The organism is Aeromonas sp. TS_SC_11 (assembly GCF_057318915.1).
Map to the genome: position 1 here is coordinate 1,863,117 of NZ_CM170470.1, position 15,042 is coordinate 1,878,158.

The window sequence follows — 15,042 nt, forward strand, 5'->3', positions numbered from 1 at the left end:
GCCAGAGCCGTTCAGTCAAGACTGGGCAGATATTCTGCTTTATCTGCACGGCCTCAACGCATCGATGGCGGTGCCGTCATACCTCTTCAATGCTCGTGTTGCTATCTTTCGGCCAAGGGATATCACCTCAACCGTTTCCACCTCTTGTTCAACACATAAATGAAGCAAAGGCGCTATTGGCGCTTTGGCGCCTGACCTCTTCTAGGTGACCGGAGACGCCCTTGTTTGGGGCTGCATCATGGCTCTGGCTCGGGTTACACTGTGCCATCGTTGGGCGCAGAAAAAGCAAGATGAGCGACCGTGAGGAGGCCGGACAAGTGGCGTCCTCACGGCAGTATCCTTGGCCATGGCAGGAGACAGGATGAGCAAGAAATCGTTGGATTGGGGTATCGACCTCGGTGGTACCAAGTGCGAGTGTGTGGTGCTGGATGGCGACGAGGTACTGCTGCGTCATCGCATCCCTACTGAACGTCAGGGCGGTTATGACCACATGATCGGCCAGATCGCGAAACTGGTAGAGGAGTGCGCGCTCAAGCTGGGTCAGCGCCCAACCATCATAGGAATGGGCACGCCCGGCGCGCGTGATCCCCAGACAGGGGTAATGAAGAACTGCAATACCACCGAGCTTAACGGCAAGCCGTTCAAGGAAGATCTGGAACGCAGGCTCGGCGTTCCCGTGCTCATCGCCAACGACGCCAACTGCTTCGCCCTGGCGGAAACCCATCTCGGTGCGGTGCGCCAGCACCATCCCGATGCGAAGGTGGTGTTCGGCATCATAATGGGCACCGGTGTTGGCTCCGGCATCGTCATCAATGGCAGTATCTTGAATGGCCACCACGGCATCGCCGGTGAGTGGGGCCACAATGTGCTCTCCCCCGATGGTCCCGAGTGCTACTGTGGCAAGCGAGGCTGCGTCGAGACCCTCATCAGCGGCCCGGCGCTGGAGGCCTGGTATCAGGCCAAGACCAAGCGTCATCTGTCGCTGGCCCAGATTGCGGCGGCGACGGCTTATGATCATGTGGCCAAGCTCACTATCGATCGCTTGCACTTGCTGTTCGGTCAGGCGCTGGCCAACGTGGTCAATATTCTCGATCCGGATGTCATCGTCATCGGTGGTGGCGTCGGCAATGTGCAGAGCCTCTACAGCGCAGGGCGCCAGACAATTTTGCCCTTCCTCTTTAATCCCCGCTTCGCTACCCCCATTATTGCTCCAGCCCTGGGAGACAGCGCCGGTGTGTTCGGGGCCGCACTGCTGGCCCGTGGCGTATTCCAGGACGCCCTGCTGTCGTGAATCATCCATCCGTTCGTCCCTTTGTCGCAGGTAAGGACACACTTTTCTCATGATCAAGATTGCCATCAATGGGTACGGGCGGATCGGCCGCAACGTGCTACGTGCTCTTTATGAAAGCGGGCGCGACAAGAACATCAAGATAGTTGCCATCAACGAGCTGGCGGCGCCTGAAGCCATGGTGCACCTCACGCGTTTTGACACCAGCCACGGTCGTTTCCGCTATCCGGTACAACTGGCGGGTCACAGCATGCTGGTGGGGGAGGATCTCATCTCCCTGTTTGCCGAGCAGGACCCCGCCAATCTGCCCTGGCGGGCGCTGGGGGTGGATGTGGTGCTCGATTGCACCGGTGTATTCGGCTCGCGGGCCGATGCCGAGCGTCATCTGGGCGCGGGGGCGGGCAAGGTGCTCTTCTCCCATCCGGCGGATGCGGATGTGGATGCCACCATCGTCTACGGAGTGAACCATCAGGTGCTGACGGGAAGGGAGCGGATCGTCTCCAACGCTTCCTGCACCACCAATTGCGTGGTGCCCGTCATCGAAACATTGCATCGAGAATTCGAGATAAATTGTGGTACTATTACGACAATTCATTCGGCCATGCATGATCAGCAAGTCATCGATGCCTACCACAGCGACTTGCGTCGAACCCGTGCTGCCAGCCAGTCCATCATTCCGGTGGATACCAAGCTGGCAAAGGGGTTGGAGCGAATCCTCCCCCACTTCGCCGGCAAGTTCGAGGCGATCGCGGTACGGGTGCCGACCATCAACGTAACGGCAATGGATCTCAGTATTACTGTTCGTAAAAAAGTGACGGTTACTGACGTAAATCAAGCCCTGCAACGGGCATCCAGAGGTACATTAAGCGGTATTCTGGATTACACGGAGGAGCCATTGGTCTCCGTAGACTTCAATCATGATGCACACTCCTGCATCATCGATGGTACCCAGACACGGGTAAGCGATGCCAACCTCGTCAAGATGTTGATGTGGTGCGATAACGAATGGGGCTTCGCCAACCGTATGCTGGATACCACCCGGGCCATGATGGCCGCAGGCTGAGAGCCTGAACGGGCGCAAGGTTACTGTTTTTAACATTACCTGAAAATATAGAGGACTGAATATGTCTGTTATCAAGATGACCGACCTGGATCTGGCGGGTAAACGCGTTCTGATCCGTGCTGACCTGAACGTACCGGTAAAAGACGGCAAGGTCACTTCCGACGCACGTATCGTGGCGACGCTGCCGACCATCAAGCTGGCTCTGGAAAAGGGCGCCAAGCTGATGATCACCTCCCACCTGGGTCGCCCGACCGAGGGTGAATACAACGAAGAGTTCTCCCTGGCTCCGGTTGTCAACTATCTGAAAGACGCTCTGTCCTGCCCGGTCCGCCTGGCCAAGGATTACCTGGATGGCGTAGACGTCGCCGCCGGTGAGCTGGTCGTGCTGGAAAACTGCCGTTTCAACAAAGGCGAGAAGAAGAACACCGAAGAGCTGGCCAAAAAATACGCCGCCCTGTGTGACGTCTTTGTAATGGATGCATTCGGTACTGCTCACCGCGCCGAAGGTTCTACCTACGGTGTGGCTCAATTTGCCCCGATCGCCTGTGCAGGCCCGCTGCTGGCCGGTGAACTGGAAGCCCTGGGCAAAGCCATGCTCAAGCCCGAGCGCCCCATGGTTGCCATCGTTGGCGGCTCCAAGGTCTCCACCAAGCTGACCGTGCTGGAATCCCTCTCCAAGATCGCTGACCAGCTGGTGGTCGGTGGTGGCATCGCCAACACCTTCATCGCTGCTGCCGGTCACAACGTCGGCAAGTCTCTGTGTGAACACGACCTGCTCGACACCGCCAAGAAACTGGCTGCCGAGACCAACATTCCGGTCACCACAGACGTGGTCGTGGGTACCGAGTTCTCAGAAAACACTCCGGCCACCATCAAGTCCGTCTCCGACGTGACCGACGGCGACATGATCTTCGACATCGGCCCTGACTCTGCCAAGGCCCTGGCCGACATCATCATGAACGCCAAGACCATTCTGTGGAACGGCCCGGTCGGCGTGTTCGAGTTCGACCAGTTCTCCGCAGGTACCAAGGTGATCGCCGAAGCCATCGCTGCTTCTCCGGCCTTCTCCATCGCTGGTGGTGGTGACACCCTGGCTGCCATCGACAAGTTCGGCATCGCCGACAAAGTCTCCTACATCTCCACTGGCGGCGGCGCCTTCCTGGAGTTTGTAGAAGGCAAGGTACTGCCGGCTGTTGCGATGCTGGAACAGCGCGCCAAAGCCTAATTGACCCGGGACGGGGGGCAAAAGCCTCCCGTTTCGTTTATCATGTGGCCGCTGTGCCGGTTCATGATGAACCCCCCATTTTTTATTAACGGCATACGAGAACAGGACGATTAAACATGTCTAAGAAAATTTTCGACTTCGTAAAACCCGGCGTGATCACTGGTGATGACGTTCAGAAAGTGTTCGCCATCGCCAAAGAGAACGGCTTCGCTCTGCCAGCTGTAAACTGCGTTGGTACCGACTCCGTCAACGCCGTACTGGAAGCTGCTGCCAAGGTCAAAGCGCCGGTTATCGTTCAGTTCTCCAACGGTGGTGCCGTGTTCACCGCCGGCAAGGGTCTGAAGCTGGAAGGCCAGCAAGCCGCCATCATCGGTGCCATCTCTGGTGCCAAGCATGTTCACGCCGTTGCCGAAGCCTACGGTGTACCTGTCATCCTGCACACCGACCACGCTGCCAAGAAGCTGCTGCCGTGGATCGACGGTCTGCTGGAAGCAGGCGAGAAGCACTTTGCTGAAACCGGCAAGCCGCTGTTCTCCTCCCACATGCTGGATCTGTCCGAAGAGTCTCTGGAAGAGAACATCGACATCTGCTGCGAGTACCTGACCCGCATGGCCAAGATGAACATGACTCTGGAGCTGGAACTGGGTTGCACCGGTGGCGAAGAAGACGGTGTGGACAACAGCCACATGGATCAATCCGCCCTGTACACCCAGCCGGAAGACGTGGCTTACGCCTATGAGCGTCTGTCCAAGATCAGCCCGCGTTTCACCATCGCTGCCTCCTTCGGCAACGTGCACGGCGTATACAAGCCGGGTAACGTCAAGCTGACCCCGTCCATCCTGGACGCTTCCCAGAAATTCGTTTCCGAGAAGTTTGGTCTGCCTGCCAAGTCTCTGGACTTCGTATTCCACGGTGGCTCAGGTTCCACTCTGGAAGAGATCCGCGAGTCCATCTCCTACGGCGTAGTGAAGATGAACATCGACACCGACACCCAGTGGGCAACTTGGGAAGGTCTGCTGCACTTCTACAAGACCAACGAAGCTTACCTGCAAGGTCAGCTGGGCAACCCGGAAGGCGCTGACAAGCCGAACAAGAAGTTCTACGATCCGCGCGTATGGCTGCGTGCCGGTCAGACTTCCATGATCGCCCGTCTGGAGAAAGCCTTCTCCGACCTGAACGCCATCAACGTACTGTAATTCGTTACCGTATCTTGATTGCATGCAAAGGCGCCCTTCGGGGCGCCTTTTGTATTTGTGGGTTGCGGTCATCAGCCCCACGGCGTGACCGAAGCAAAAGGTATCCCCCGGGATGCCTTTTGCATTTCTGTGATCCTCATGGACTGGATTGGTGGCGGGGGGCTGGGTATTATCGATGACAGGTCGTTTATTTTAGTAAACACATGGTCACCAAGGCGGGATGCTGAGTATGCAGGCAGGAAAGTTCAACGGATATCAGGAACATGTGGCCTCCTATTATGCGGCCACCCGCAACGACAATCAGCAGTGGCCAGAACTTGGCGGTGAGCTGAATGTCGATGTCTGCATCATTGGTGGCGGCTTTACCGGCCTCAATACCGCCATCAACCTGGCACAGGCGGGCTACAAGGTGGCCCTGCTGGAGGCAAACCGCATCGGCTGGGGGGCGTCCGGTCGCAACGGCGGCCAGCTCATTCGTGGCATAGGCCACGATACCAGCCAGTTCGCCCGCTGTATCGGCGAGCAGGGAGTACGGGAGCTGGATCTGATGGGGTTGGAGGCGGTGCAGCTGGTGCGAGAGCGCATCGAGCACTTCAACATCGACTGCGATCTCACCTGGGGTTACTGCGACCTCGCTACCCGTCAGCGCCATCTTGCCGGATTTGAGGAAGAGGCGGCACATCTGGCCAGCCTGGGTTATCAGCACGAGATCAAGCTGGTGCCACGGGAGGAGATCCACTCAGTGGTGGGGTCGGAGCGCTATATTGGCGGCATGATCGACATGGGCTCGGGTCACCTGCATCCCCTCAATCTGGCGCTGGGTGAAGCGCGCGCCGCCGCCAGCCTGGGTGTCGCTCTGTTCGAGCACTCCCGAGTGGCCCATATCGACTATGGCAAGCGGGTGCAGATCACCACGGCCCGTGGCCGGGTGAGTGCCGATTATCTGGTGATCGGTTGCAACGCTTACCTCAATGATCTCAATCCCGAACTGGGGGGGAGGGTGCTACCGGCGGGCTCTTACATTCTCGCCACTGAGGTGCTGGAAAAGCGGCTGCGCCAGCGCTTGTTGCCGCAGAATATGGCTGTGTGCGATCAGAACGTGGCGCTCGACTACTATCGCCTCTCCGCCGATGGTCGCCTGTTGTTTGGTGGTGCCTGCAACTACTCGGGAAGAGACCCGCGAGACATCAAGGCCTTCATGTTGCCCAAGCTGCTGAGAGTCTTTCCCGAGTTGGCGGGGACGGCCATCGAGTTTCAGTGGGGCGGCATGATAGGGATAGGGGCCAATCGCTTGCCGCAGATCGGCCGCTTGCAGGATCATCCCAACGTCTTCTATGCCCAGGCTTATTCAGGTCATGGCCTCAACGCCACGCATATGGCGGCCAAGCTGGTGGCAGAGGCGATCCGCGGCGAGAGCCGGGGCTTCGATCTGTTCAGTAGCGTGCCCCACATGACCTTCCCCGGTGGCCCGGCGTTGCGCTCCCCCCTGCTGGCGCTCGGCATGCTGTGGCACCGGATGAAGGATCTGTTGTAAAGGGCGAGCGCAAGCGGCCCGAAGGGGGCGGGTGGGGAGGCGTTATTGAGCAGGTTCGGCCAGACGCCAGCCCTGTTCGGTTTTCATCATCCAGACGTCGGTCTCTTGCTGCAGCACCTGACCGGCTTCGAATTCGCCATATTTGCGCTCCAGCTCCATCAGTCCCATCTCTTGCTGGAAGGGACCAACCCTGTCATAGACCAGGTCCTCGTCGTGCAGTACCTGCAACTGATCCAGCCCCAGCTTGAAATGGAGCTGGTAGCTCACCTTGATCAGATAGACGCCCTCCATCCGCTCTTCTTTGCCGAGAATGGCGAAGTCACTGATCTCGAACAGATTGTCGTCTGTGTCAGACTGGAGTTTGGCGGTGACCTGATGCTGGATTGCCTCTTCACCGGGTCCTGCGTAACAACCATATAGCCAGAGGGCCAGCAGGGGGATGAACCACTTTTTCATCAAAACTCCGGACAAGTGCAAAACGGGAGGGCAGATTGTGCCACGCCAACGTGCGGTGGCAAACCTCGGCTCACGGTTCCAGAGTGCGTTCCAGCACTATGGCCTCGGCCCGATAGACAGCTAGCTCGCGGCGATAGCACTCGGTGAACCCTCTGCGCAGCCAAAAGGATAAGGCGGCCTCATTGCTGGCAATCACCGACAGGCGCAGCCGGGTTGCCCCCCAGGTGCGCGCCATCATGCAGGCGTGGAGATAAAACGCCTGACCCCGGCCGTTACCTTGCCAGGGTTCGCCCACCAGCAACAGACCCAGATAAGCGGTGGCAGGATCGGGATAGCCGCGCAGCAGATCGACCACTGCGGTGAGTTCCCCATCTTCCCAGCGACCGATGAGATATTTGTCAGAGAGCGAGAGGTCGGGCGGACATGCCACTAGCGCTTCCTCCGCAGCTCGCGCGGAGAGGGGCTCATGACTCACGGCCGCCTGATAGGCAGGGGCAAGTTCGAACAGACGCTGCAAGGCTGGACCATCGGTTGCCAGCAGCCGACGCAACTCAGTTTGCATCGCGCACCCTATCGAGGTGTCCGGCAAATGCTTCCGGCCCCATAAAGCCGGTCACCCGCTGGCCACTCACTTCCTGGCCGGCACTGTCGAAGAAGATCAGGGTCGGCAGGCCCAGCACGTTCAGGCCGTTGAGCAGCTCCACATCGGCATCGTCGTTGGTGGTGACGTCCGCTTGCAGCAGTACCATGTCATCGAAGCGCGCCCGCACGGCGGGATCGCTGAAGGTCTTGTGCTCGAACTCCTTGCAGGCCACGCACCAGTCGGCGTAGAGGTCCAGCAGCACAGGTGTGCCGCGGGCGGCGGCGAGTTGCGTCTTGAGATCGTCCAGGGTCTTGATGCGGATAAATTGGGGCGCCTGGGTCTCGGCGCTGGCCTTGACGCCGGGCACGGGCAGCAGCAGATCCTTGCCTACCACCACCAGGCTCATCATCGCCAGCAACAGCACAAAGCCGCCGAGACTCTTGCCGACCGAGTGGGCGCGATGCTGGTTGTGGTGATAGAGGTAGCCGCACAGCAGCAGCCCCCAGCCGAGCCAGGCGAGGGTGGCAACCTGGTCGCTCCAGAGCCGCGACAGCAGCAGTATGGGTACCGCCAATAGTGCAAAACCAAAGAGTTGCTTGATCACATCCATCCAGGCGCCCGCTCTGGGCAGCAACTTGCCCCCCGAGGTGCCGAGCAGCAGCAACGGCAGTCCCATCCCGAGCGACAGGGCATAGAGGGCTGCACCGCCGAGCCAGAGATCGCCGCTTTGAGCCACGTAAATCAGGGCGCCGGAGAGCGGTGCCGTGGTGCAGGGGGAGCAGACCAGGCCCGAGATCATCCCCATGATGCCGACCCCGAGTACAGAGCCTCCCTGTTGGCGGTTGGAGAGGCCGCTCAAGCGGGTTTGCAGGCTGCTCGGCAGTTGCAGGGTGTAGAGCCCGAACATGGAGAACGCCAGCAGCACGAACATGACGGAGAGCCCGATCAGCACATAGGGGTGCTGCAACGCAGCCTGGAATTTCAAGCCTGCCGACGCTACCACCAGCCCGAGCAGGGTATAGGTCACCGCCATTCCCTGCACATAGACGAAGGAGAGCAGGAAGGCGCGGCCGGTGGAGAGCCTATGACCCGCGCCAGCTATGATGCCGGTCAAAATGGGGTACATGGGGAAGACGCAGGGGGTGAAGGCGAGCCCCAGCCCCAGCGCGAAGAAGGCGGCGATGCTGAGCCAGAAGCCCTGGCTGCCGAGGGCCGCGGCAAGTTGATCCTGCTGACTGCTGGCTGGGGCGCGGGTCATGTCATCGGTGGTGGCCGGACCTGTATCGTTAGCAACGACAGGCTGCACCGCAATCTGCTTGTCGGTGGGCGGGTAGCAGAGGCCGTCGGTACAGCCCTGATAGCTGACGGTGAGGCTGGCCTGCTGGCTCGCCTCGGTCAGGGTGATGGGGATCTGCACCTCACGGTAGTAGACCCGGGTCTTGCCGAAGAAGTCATCCTCATGCTCTGCCCCGGCGGGCAAGACGGGCTCACTGAAGGCGAGGTTCTCGCCCTTGAAGCGAAAGCTGTGGCGGTAGAGATAGTAGTTATCGGCGATGCGCAGGGTCAGCAATAGCTGGTTGCCTTGCTGTTCACTCTCGAGCGCGAAGGCGTCGTCGACTTTCAGAAACTTGGGCTGGGCGTTGGCCTCGATACCGAGGGCGCTCAGCAGACTGTCACTGCTGGCCTGAACCGGCGTCACACTCAGGGTGGACAGCAGCAGGGCGAAGAGCACAAGCAGGGGGGAGAGCAGGCGAGACAGTGTCATGAGGTTTCCTGTGTTAACCAGTCGAGATAGGGCTGATGGCCCTGGCTTGTCGGGAGTGCCAGGATCTCCGGCACCTCATAGGGGTGATGGCTGAGGATGCATAGGCGCAAGAGTTCGAACAGGGAGGCCCGCGACTTGATGATGAGCTGGATCTCCCGTGCCCGTTCGATCTGCCCCTGCCAGCGATAGACGGAGGTGAGGCCGGGCAGCTGATTGATGCAGGTCGCCAGCCGCTGGTTCAGCAGTTGTTCGCTGATGAGGTCGGCGCTCGCCTCATCCGGGCAGGTGCAAAGCACCAGAATGGCATCTGTCATGGTGAAATTTCTCATCCGTTCGAGGCGGCAGGGCGCCTTTAAACCAGCGGCTACTATACCTAGCGACGGGGTAAATAGCATCTGACGGGCTTTATCGGCTCGACATGAAAATAAGTGGGGGGCATGAGATAGACGCTGTCAAAGGGACAAGGCAGAATGAGCGGGCTTGTTCCCATTCGACGTAAGGAAATGTATGACCCAACAGAATGAGCAGCAGAGAAACCGCATGTTGAGCCTGTTGCGCGAAGGTGAGCGCCGTATGTTGGTGCAACTGGCCGGTCTGCTGCGTACCAGTGCCGATGAAATCAATGCCGAGCTGGAAAAAGAGGAGCTGCTGGCTACCCTGGAGCAACCCGTCACGGTGGAGTATCTCAACGGCGTGGTGCAACACCATCTGTTCGAACGTCTGCACAAGGGTGACATGGTGGCGGCCCAGCGCCTGCTGAACCAGTACCAGAGCGACCTCGAGGCCATGCTGACCCAGGAGTCGGCCGAGGCGGATGCCCCGACCGAAGAGCTGAAGGCGCAAGCCTGAACGCTGCGGCAGGCCTTGCGGGCTTGTCTTCCTCCAGCACCATCATGCCAGTTGCATGATGGTGCCTAGTGTTCCCCGCTTTATTTTCCTGCCGTTTAGCCCAGTGCGTTCTGCTGTACCTGGCCCGGTATCGGAAAGACCTTGTCATAGCTCCAGTTGTAGATGAAGGCATAGACCAGGTAGAACAGCACGAAGCCCAGATCCAGCACCAGCGCCTCCATCATGCTGATTTCGAGCCACCAGGCCATCACTGGCAAGGCGACAAACAGCAATCCACCCTCGAAGCCCATGGCATGCCATACCCGTTGCCACAGCGTCTTGTGGGTGTGACCCTGATACTTGAGCAGCAGTTTGTCCACGCCGATGTTGTAGACGTAGTTCCAGACGGTGGCGAGCACCGAGAAGAACAACGCCAGCGGCCCCATATGGTTGAGTCCTACGCCAGTGATCCAGCTTGCCAGGGGGGCGGCGATCAGCAGGCCAATCAGTTCGAAGCCAATGGCATGGCGCAGGCGGTCACGGGTATTACGCATGATCTGTCTCTCTATCTATCTGTGTCTGAGTGTCTATGGTGGCCAATTTATCGCGAATTTGTGATAGGTTCACGTTGGTATCTATCGACAAAATAGATAGGTTGGCGCGCAACCAGGTCATGACAGGAGCAACCGGATGAACCCCTCGCTGGAACAACTCAAGGCGCTGCTGGCGGCAGCAGAGACTGGCTCCTTCTCGGCGGCGGCCCGCAAGCTGGGCAAGGCGCAGTCTGTGGTCAGTACGGCCATCTCCAACCTGGAGATAGATCTCGGGCTGGAACTATTTGATCGCTCTGCCCGCTATCCCGTGCTGACGGAGGCGGGCACCCGCATCCATCAGGAGGCCACTATCTTGCTGGCCCAAAGCGAGCGCTTGCAGGCGATCGCCGGTGAGCTGGCCGCAGGCGTAGAGTCTAGGCTCACCCTGGCCATCGATGATGACTCTCATCTGCCCTGGCTTGGCTCCTTGTTGGAGGAGTTCGCCACCCGCTACCCCGGCGTCGAGCTGGAGTTGCTGTTTCCTTTGATGGAGGATGTGACCGAACTGCTCAAAAGCGGCCGGGCCCAGCTTGGCATCAGCTATCAGAAGGAACGGCCTGAGTGGGAGCTCGCCTCCTGTTCACTGGGCTCCGTCAAGATGCCGTTGGTGGTCTCCCCCGTTCATCCGCTGGCCCGCAAGACGCCACTGCGAGAGAGCGACTTGCAAGGGGCCCGCCAGCTGATGGTGACGGGGCGACGGGAAGGCACGGAGCGCCACCGTTTTCGCCTCTCGGCACAGGTGTGGTGGGTGGAGGGGGATCTGGGCATTTTGGAGCTGGTCAAGCTGGGGTTGGGTTGGGCATCAGTGCCGGATTTTCTGTTGCACCGGCCGCTGGCGCGAGGGGAGGTAGTGGTGCTCAATCCGGACTTTATTGCGCTGGCCGAGCTGGCACTTGAGCTGCAATGGTATCGCGCCCGCCCGCTGGGGCAGGCGGGGCGCTGGCTCAAGGAGGCACTGCTGGCGCGGGTGCCTCGTTAGCCGACCTTACTCGGTCAGCGAGTAGGGCAGGGCTTGCAGAGCAAGGCTGGAGGCCTCCTCCTGCTTGAAACGAAAATGGGCATCGGCCTCTGTATCCTTGGGCAGCACGGCCGTGATCCACACCTGATCTGCCTGTTGCCAGACGTTGAGCACCATGCCGCTGCGTCGCCAGTTGTCACCGAGCTGGATCTCCAGGGCATCGCCACAGGCGACGGGTTCGCTGGCAGTCCCGGCCAGCACGAACAGGGCGCGATTGTTGGACCCGCGATATTTGGCGCGGGCGACAGTCTCCTGTCCCATGTAGCAGCCCTTGGTGAAGCTGATGCCCTCCAGTGCCTGCAGGTTCAACATCTGGGGTATGTACTCCCCCTGATGCACGGCTTCCAGATGGGGGATGCCGGCCTTGATATCCAGTCCCCACCAGAGTGATTCGCTACCGGCAGGCAAGTCGATTGTCAGTGGTTGCTCGCTCACCAGCAGCCAGCGATCCGCTTCAATCTGCACTGCCATGCCATCGTCGATCAGGCCGGTTTGTGACACGGCAAATCGGGCCGCCATCCACTTATCCGTGCCCTGGCCAGCCACGCCAACTGCCTGACCATGGTTTTCGGCGATCTCGACCTTGGCAAACACCGCAAACTTCTTGAGTTCGGGCAACTGACGCGCCAGCACAGAGGGCTTGGTCAGTATCAGCAGGCGATCGCTCAGACAGAGCAGACGAAAGTCGCTCCACAGCTTGCCCTTGGCATCGCAGTGGCCGCCCAGCGTGCTTTGGCCCGGTTGCAGTGCATTGACATCGCAGGTGACCTGGCCTTGCAGATACTTGACGCGATCTGCACCGGTCAGGCTGGTGATGGCGAGATCGGTCAGGGGGAAAAGGGTTGGCTCGGCAGGAAAAACAGGCGTTTGCAGGCTCACGATGGTATTCCAGAGACAGAAAGTATGTGACCTGCATGGTAAAGACGTAAGGAATGTTTGTCAGCCGGAAAATCCAGCTGTTACCATCCTCGGGTCTTTGTAAGGAGAGTTCCATGTTGAGCCCAATTGAAAAATCCCGCCTGAAGTGGGCCTGCCGTCGTGGCATGCTCGAGCTGGATGTGATCTTTATGCCGTTCTTTGAACACGAGTTCGACAGCTTGAGTGACGAGCAGCAGCAGACCTTCATCCGTTTGCTGGAGAGCGATGACCCTGACTTGTTCAAGTGGTGCATGGGCCACGGCGTTCCTGCCGATCCCGCGTTTGCCGCCATGATCGCCCTGATCCTTGAACGCAATCAGGCTCGTCACGATAGCCTGAGCTGATCCCGTATGCGGGTTTACATGCCCGTCATTCCCTCCCGGCAGCAGCGTATCCTGCTGCTGATCCTGTTTCTGCTGCTGTTGTGGCCTGTGGCCAGTCTGATCCATGGTTGGCAGTGGGCACTGCTGCTCCCCTGCTGGTTGGCGGGGCTCTGGCTTGCCTGGCAGGGTGCCAGCCGTATGGCCGGTTTGCTGGAGTGGGATGGGCAGTGGCTGGTGTGGCAGGGTTATCGCTACCAGCTGGGGGCGCGCAGTCGCGTCCTGCCCGGTGTACTCTGGCTGCAACTGGTGGCAAGCGACAGGCCTGATGCCCGTCTCTGGCTCTTCTCCGACGCACTCGCACCGGAACATTACAGGGCGCTGGCCCGCGCCATCAGGCTAACGCCACCCGCCCGTTAATCATCCTGCCTGTTTCAACCCTTCTCCCTCATAGCAAATGACCCCGCCGGGGCGAGGTCATCTGGGTGACGGCTAGCGGGTGATTACTCCCGCTCCGGGGTCAGCACCGTGGGTTTGGAGTCTGGTTGCATGTCCGGATAATCCAGGTTGTAGTGCAGGCCGCGTGACTCCTTGCGCTGCAGTGCGCAGTTGACGATGAGCTCGGCCACCTGCAGCAGGTTGCGCAGTTCCAGCAGGTTGTTGGAAACGCGGAAGTTGGCGTAGTACTCCTGTACTTCCTGCTTGAGCATGTCGATACGGCGCTTGGCGCGAGCGAGACGTTTGTTGGTACGCACTATCCCCACATAGTCCCACATCATCAGTCGCAGCTCGTGCCAGTTGTGCTGGATAACGACTTGTTCGTCCGAGTCGTCCACCTTGCTCTCATCCCAAGCGGGCAGATGGGGCGGTTCCACGCTCATGGGCAACTTGGCCATGATGTCGGCTCCCGCCTGATGGGCATAGACCACGCACTCGAGCAAGGAGTTGGAGGCCATGCGGTTGGCACCGTGCAGACCCGTGTAGGTCACTTCGCCAATGGCATAGAGACCGGGAATGTCGGTCTGGCCATTGTTGTCGATCATCACGCCGCCACAGGTGTAGTGGGCCGCCGGGACTATGGGCATCGGCTCCCTGGTGATGTCGATGCCGACCGCCATGCAGCGCTCGTGGATGGTCGGGAAGTGCTTGATGATGAAATCAGCCGGCTTGTGGCTGATGTCCAGATACATGCAGTCGGCACCGAGGCGTTTCATCTCGTGGTCGATGGCGCGGGCGACTATGTCCCGCGGGGCCAGCTCGGCCCGCTCATCGAACTCCAGCATGAAGCGGCTGCCGTCGGGACGGCGCAGATAGGCACCTTCCCCGCGCAGGGCTTCGGTCAGCAGGAAGTTGGGGTCATCGGGGTGGAACAGGCTGGTGGGGTGGAACTGGTTGAACTCCAGGTTCGCTACCCGGCAGCCGGCGCGCCACGCCATGGCGATGCCGTCACCCGAGCTCACGTCCGGGTTGGAGGTGTACTGATACACCTTGGAGGCACCGCCGGTAGCCAGCGCCACGAAGCGGGCGCGGATCACCTCGACCTGCTCGGCGTTGCGGTTCCAGACGTAGGCGCCCAGCACCTTGTTGCCCGGCAGGTTGAGCTTGCGGGTGGTGATGAGGTCGACCGCGTTGAAGCGTTCCATCAGCTGGATATTGGGGTGGGAGCGCACCTGATCGATCAGGGTGAGCTGCACCGCCTTGCCGGTGGCATCGGCCGCATGGAAGATGCGGCGATGGCTGTGGCCCCCTTCACGGGTCAGGTGATAGTGGGACTCTCCCTCGGCGTCCTCCTCCTGATCGAAGGGAACCCCCTGCTTGATCAGCCACTGGATGGATTCGCGGGCGTTGCGGGCGGTGAACTCCACCACGGCAGGGTCACACAACCCTGCCCCGGCGTTGAGCGTGTCGCTCACGTGGGATTCGATGCTGTCGGTTTCGTCGAAAACGGCAGCGATGCCTCCTTGCGCATAGAGAGTGGCCCCCTCACTGATGGGCCCCTTGCTCAGAACCAGGACTTTGGCCTGGTCTGCCAACCGCAACGCGAGGGACAGACCAGCGGCACCGCTGCCAATGATCAGTACATCGCAAAGGTATTCAACACTTGCTTTCATAAGTATCATTGGCCTGGATTAAGAACTGGCACCATGGTAGCCCAAGCGAGGGCGGTGATGCAGCCTGCGTCACATTTTTTTCAATGCAACCGAACTTTCCCTGATTCCTCCTGTCTGAACTTGTGCGCTTAGGAAGGGCCGGAA

Annotated in this window: 16 protein-coding genes; 9 read left to right on the forward strand and 7 right to left on the reverse strand. The window is 59.8% G+C overall.

The window, feature by feature from the left end; genetic code table 11:
- Positions 1 to 361: 361 nt before the first annotated feature.
- The 5 genes from AC1P02_RS08860 to AC1P02_RS08880 all read left to right on the forward strand — a co-directional run bounded on the left by AC1P02_RS08860 (position 362) and on the right by AC1P02_RS08880 (position 6,306).
- Entirely contained in the window at positions 362 to 1,291 is a 930-nt protein-coding gene (locus tag AC1P02_RS08860) for an ROK family protein (protein WP_058395241.1), read from the forward strand.
- A gap of 49 nt (positions 1,292 to 1,340) precedes the next feature.
- Positions 1,341 to 2,351 carry an erythrose-4-phosphate dehydrogenase gene (gene epd / locus AC1P02_RS08865; RefSeq protein WP_059168290.1) on the forward strand — a complete coding sequence of 337 codons (1,011 nt, stop codon included), beginning with the start codon at positions 1,341 to 1,343 and terminating at the stop codon, positions 2,349 to 2,351.
- A gap of 61 nt (positions 2,352 to 2,412) precedes the next feature.
- Entirely contained in the window at positions 2,413 to 3,576 is a 1,164-nt protein-coding gene (locus AC1P02_RS08870; protein WP_212539576.1) for a phosphoglycerate kinase, read from the forward strand.
- A gap of 116 nt (positions 3,577 to 3,692) precedes the next feature.
- Positions 3,693 to 4,772, forward strand: a complete 1,080-nt coding sequence (fbaA, locus tag AC1P02_RS08875; protein ID WP_005318811.1) for a class II fructose-bisphosphate aldolase — start codon at positions 3,693 to 3,695, stop codon at positions 4,770 to 4,772.
- 229 nt (positions 4,773 to 5,001) lie between these two features.
- Positions 5,002 to 6,306, forward strand: coding sequence for an NAD(P)/FAD-dependent oxidoreductase (locus AC1P02_RS08880; RefSeq protein ID WP_485185053.1), 1,305 nt, complete (start codon positions 5,002 to 5,004; stop codon positions 6,304 to 6,306).
- A 42-nt stretch (positions 6,307 to 6,348) separates the two neighbouring features.
- Here the strand turns inward: AC1P02_RS08880 and AC1P02_RS08885 are convergent, their stop codons facing one another.
- The 4 genes from AC1P02_RS08885 to cutA all read right to left on the reverse strand — a co-directional run bounded on the left by AC1P02_RS08885 (position 6,349) and on the right by cutA (position 9,424).
- Positions 6,349 to 6,762: a hypothetical protein gene (locus AC1P02_RS08885; RefSeq protein ID WP_059112841.1), complete on the reverse strand. Its 414-nt coding sequence runs from the start codon at positions 6,760 to 6,762 to the stop codon at positions 6,349 to 6,351.
- A 70-nt stretch (positions 6,763 to 6,832) separates the two neighbouring features.
- Positions 6,833 to 7,324, reverse strand: a complete 492-nt coding sequence (locus tag AC1P02_RS08890; RefSeq protein WP_485185055.1) for a GNAT family N-acetyltransferase — start codon at positions 7,322 to 7,324, stop codon at positions 6,833 to 6,835.
- Positions 7,314 to 9,110 carry a protein-disulfide reductase DsbD gene (locus AC1P02_RS08895; RefSeq protein WP_485185057.1) on the reverse strand — a complete coding sequence of 599 codons (1,797 nt, stop codon included), beginning with the start codon at positions 9,108 to 9,110 and terminating at the stop codon, positions 7,314 to 7,316. Before AC1P02_RS08895 ends, AC1P02_RS08890 begins: the two co-directional genes overlap by 11 nt.
- On the reverse strand, positions 9,107 to 9,424 hold the full coding sequence (gene cutA, locus AC1P02_RS08900) for a divalent-cation tolerance protein CutA (protein ID WP_485185058.1): 318 nt from the start codon (positions 9,422 to 9,424) through the stop codon (positions 9,107 to 9,109). The genes AC1P02_RS08895 and cutA overlap by 4 nt, the downstream gene beginning before the upstream one ends.
- A gap of 193 nt (positions 9,425 to 9,617) precedes the next feature.
- Between cutA and AC1P02_RS08905 the strand changes: the two genes are divergently transcribed.
- Complete coding sequence (locus AC1P02_RS08905; protein WP_005318822.1) at positions 9,618 to 9,959, forward strand: hypothetical protein; 342 nt, start codon at positions 9,618 to 9,620, stop codon at positions 9,957 to 9,959.
- Between the two features lie 95 nt (positions 9,960 to 10,054).
- On the opposite strand, the gene AC1P02_RS08910 is transcribed toward AC1P02_RS08905, so the two are convergent.
- On the reverse strand, positions 10,055 to 10,492 hold the full coding sequence (locus AC1P02_RS08910) for a PACE efflux transporter (protein WP_021139191.1): 438 nt from the start codon (positions 10,490 to 10,492) through the stop codon (positions 10,055 to 10,057).
- A gap of 136 nt (positions 10,493 to 10,628) precedes the next feature.
- Here AC1P02_RS08910 and AC1P02_RS08915 point away from each other — a divergent pair, with 136 nt between their 5' ends.
- Complete coding sequence (locus AC1P02_RS08915) at positions 10,629 to 11,510, forward strand: LysR family transcriptional regulator (RefSeq protein ID WP_485185061.1); 882 nt, start codon at positions 10,629 to 10,631, stop codon at positions 11,508 to 11,510.
- A gap of 6 nt (positions 11,511 to 11,516) precedes the next feature.
- On the opposite strand, the gene ygfZ is transcribed toward AC1P02_RS08915, so the two are convergent.
- Positions 11,517 to 12,428, reverse strand: a complete 912-nt coding sequence (gene ygfZ, locus AC1P02_RS08920; RefSeq protein ID WP_485185062.1) for a tRNA-modifying protein YgfZ — start codon at positions 12,426 to 12,428, stop codon at positions 11,517 to 11,519.
- 113 nt (positions 12,429 to 12,541) lie between these two features.
- Here ygfZ and sdhE point away from each other — a divergent pair, with 113 nt between their 5' ends.
- Both sdhE and AC1P02_RS08930 read left to right on the forward strand, forming a co-directional pair.
- Positions 12,542 to 12,811, forward strand: coding sequence for an FAD assembly factor SdhE (gene sdhE / locus AC1P02_RS08925; RefSeq protein WP_005318829.1), 270 nt, complete (start codon positions 12,542 to 12,544; stop codon positions 12,809 to 12,811).
- Positions 12,812 to 12,829: 18 nt separating this feature from the next.
- Positions 12,830 to 13,207 carry a porin gene (locus tag AC1P02_RS08930; protein WP_234576157.1) on the forward strand — a complete coding sequence of 126 codons (378 nt, stop codon included), beginning with the start codon at positions 12,830 to 12,832 and terminating at the stop codon, positions 13,205 to 13,207.
- An 83-nt stretch (positions 13,208 to 13,290) separates the two neighbouring features.
- Here the strand turns inward: AC1P02_RS08930 and nadB are convergent, their stop codons facing one another.
- Positions 13,291 to 14,898 (reverse strand): L-aspartate oxidase, encoded by a 1,608-nt coding sequence (gene nadB / locus AC1P02_RS08935; protein WP_021139195.1) that lies wholly within the window; start codon positions 14,896 to 14,898, stop codon positions 13,291 to 13,293.
- Positions 14,899 to 15,042: the final 144 nt, after the last annotated feature.